General features: G+C 62.7%; 3 protein-coding genes. 1 reads left to right on the top strand and 2 read right to left on the bottom strand.

The window, feature by feature from the left end; translation table 11 throughout:
- Together CSW58_RS11700 and CSW58_RS11705 are read right to left on the bottom strand one after the other, a co-directional pair.
- Positions 1–868: STELLO glycosyltransferase family protein (locus CSW58_RS11700; RefSeq protein WP_099447401.1), on the bottom strand; the 868-nt coding region annotated here is incomplete at its 3' end.
- 206 nt (positions 869–1,074) lie between these two features.
- Positions 1,075–1,287, bottom strand: a complete 213-nt coding sequence (locus CSW58_RS11705) for a hypothetical protein (RefSeq protein WP_161494608.1) — start codon at positions 1,285–1,287, stop codon at positions 1,075–1,077.
- A gap of 48 nt (positions 1,288–1,335) precedes the next feature.
- On the opposite strand from CSW58_RS11705, the gene CSW58_RS11710 reads away from it, so the two are divergent.
- A partial coding sequence (locus CSW58_RS11710; RefSeq protein ID WP_201721656.1) for a hypothetical protein occupies positions 1,336–2,902 on the top strand: 1,567 nt, incomplete at its 3' end.

The following is a 2,902-nucleotide window of genomic DNA, read 5'->3' on the forward strand; positions in this document are numbered from 1 at the left end:
GGTCCTCGAGCGTCTTCTTGATGCGCTCATTGTTCAGATAGCCGGGAACCTCGTCCTTGAAGTCGTGCATCAGGTCGTGTTCGTTGCGCTCCTGGTACACGGTCGACTGATGGAAGGAGAGCTTCCAGCCGGCTTCCCACATCAGGCGCTGGGCCACGAAGCTGCGCCAGATGTCGGTCATCCGGAACGAGCAGTGGTAGGGCAGGTACAGCAGCGGGAAGGCGTCGCGCCAGAAGGTGGTGTTCTGGCTGTTGAAGGGACACCAGACGCCGCTGTCGAGCACGACCTCGGGCCCTGCATTGAACTTCAGCGGCAGGGGCAGGATGAGGCGATAGATGGCGTCGACATCGGGATTGTCGTCGGCCAGGCCCTGCTGGATCGGACAATCGGCGACGGTGTCGGCCAGGGTCGACAGGGCGGGCAGGGCGTCCTGGATCCGGTCCAGGGGCAGGCCGCGCGGCCAGATCAGCGAGTCGGCGTAGTAGCCATAGACATTGCACCAGCCCGGCTTGGCGGCGAGCTTGCCGCGAACCGTCCGCTCGCGCGGCGCCCAGAAGCCGTCGAGGGGGATGTTGTCGTCGTCGGTCTCGATGATGACCGTCGCGCCGGCCTTCATGGCCGCGAGATAGCCGACATTCTTGCGGGCATAGTGGCGCGTCGGGCAGATCTGGGCGAACCGGAACCCGGTGTCCTTCTGGCCCTGAATATCCAGATAGTGAGCGCCGTCCTGATGGAAGTCGGCGGGGCTCTTGGTGTCGCCGATCAGATGAAACTGGGCGTTGAGCTCGGGAGCACGGCGCGCGATCTCTTTCACGGCGAACGTCGGATGATTGATCGTCGTCAGGACAACCGCGTATTGGTCAGGCAAAGGGTTCTCTCCGGCAGCGAGACGGGCTGCATCGCGCGTCTGATGGGCGCCGGCAACCTAGTCCAAGCCGACATCCCGTAACAAGCGTCGCGGAACGGACTTCGACCCGCCGCCATGGGGTTGAGGCCCGCCAGCCCAAAGCCCTGGCCGGGACTTTGGGCTGGCGGGCCGTCAGACGGTCTTGGCAATTTCATCTGGCCGTGAGACTACCCTGTCCTTATCATCGCCATCGGTCGAAGCGCCTCAAAAGAGAAACCATGACTAATTCGCTCAACGACGCGCTCGACGCCGTAGAAGATACGATCAAGGGCAGCTCTATCTTGGCAAACGATAGCTATATCATTGAGAATTTTGATCCCGAATTCTATCTGGCTAGCTATCAAGACGTCTTTAATGCCGGAGTAGACCCGCAGCAGCATTTTGTTGACCATGGGTACTTGGAGCGTCGATACAAGAACGAGTATGATTTGCTGCAAGACTACGAGGCAGTAAAAAGCAGCGGGCTTTTTGATGCTCAATATTATCAAAAGCTGCACGGACCATTAGCCGATCCAATTCGGCACTATCTGATCAATTCTGGATCTCCGGATCTAAAGCCTTCTGACGATTTTGATCCGAAATTCTTCCTGCAATACTACAAGAGAACGCTGGCCGACGGCGAGAACGCCTTTGCGTTCTACTGCCGTTACCACCAAGCCGGCTGGTGCTGGCCCAACTTTACGGCCATCGACAGGACGGCGCGGGCGCTGATCGAGGCGTCGCTGTTTGACGAAGCCTATGTCAGGGCCAACATGCCGGCCGACGAAGGTCTGTCACCGGCGCAATACTTCGTCGCCGAAGGCCACCGGATGATGAACAATCCGTCGGAGGCGTTCTTCGCGCGGGCCTATCTGACCGAATATCCCGACATCGCCTCGGGCGTCGTCAATCCGCTCATGCACTACCAGCACCACGGCGCGATCGAGGGTCGAAAGGCCTATGCGCTGGGCGCCGTCAAGGTCGCCGCGGGGCGCCGGAGCCGTCGCCACGACCTTCCCACCATCGCCGTCGTCTGCCACGAAGCCAGCCGCACCGGCGCGCCCCTGGTGGGGCTGAACCTGATCCGCGAGCTGTGCGGCCGCTTCAATATCGTGGCCGTGATGCTGCGTGGCGGCGTGCTGGCCGACCTGTTTTCCGAGTTCGCGATCGCCACCGTCGTCACGGGCGACAAGGTCGGCGAGATCGAGGTGGCCAGCGCCCGGATCATTCGCGATTTCGCGCCGCAATGCGCGGTGCTGAACTCGATGGAGAGCGCCAAGTTCGCCTCGCAGTTCGCCCGGGCCGGCATGGGCATCGTGTCGCTCATCCACGAATTCGCCTACTATGTGCATCCGATCGGCACGACCGCGGCGGCGATCGCCCTGTCGGACCGGGTGATCTTTCCGGCCGAATTGGTGCGCGACTCCGCCTTGCTGGAGCTCAAGCGCCTGGGCTTCGACTCCAGCCCGACCAATACCCGCATCCGCCATCAGGGCCGGTCGATCGTGCCTCACCTGTCGCGCGAGACCGGGGAAGCGCCGGACCTGGCCAAGCTTGTCGGTCGCGGCGAAAAAGGGCGGCAAGCCGTTCGTCGTGCTCGGCGCCGGCTGGGTGCAGATGCGCAAGGGCGTCGACCTGTTCATCGAGGCGGCCAGGGTTCTCAAGCACGACCTGGGCGTCGACTGCCGGTTCCTTTGGGTGGGCGCCAACTACCAGCCGTTCGACGACATTGGCCTGTCGGTCATCTCGCCGACCAGATCGCCAAGAGCGACCTCAGCGACGTCGTGGTGATGTCGAGGAGCAGGCCACCCTGGCGCCGTTCATGGAGGCGGCCGACGCCTTCTTCATGTCGTCGCGCCTCGACCCCTTCCCGAACGTGGGTCTGGACGCGATCGCCGAGGGCGTGCCGCTACTCTGTTTCGAGGCGGGTGCGGCATTTCCGAGCTGGCCTCGACCTGGCCAAAGCACATCTCGGCCATCCCCTACGGGGATGCGCGATCGGCGGCCATCCGGCTG

Source organism: Caulobacter sp. B11 (genome assembly GCF_002737765.1).
Taxonomy (GTDB): Bacteria; Pseudomonadota; Alphaproteobacteria; order Caulobacterales; family Caulobacteraceae; genus Caulobacter.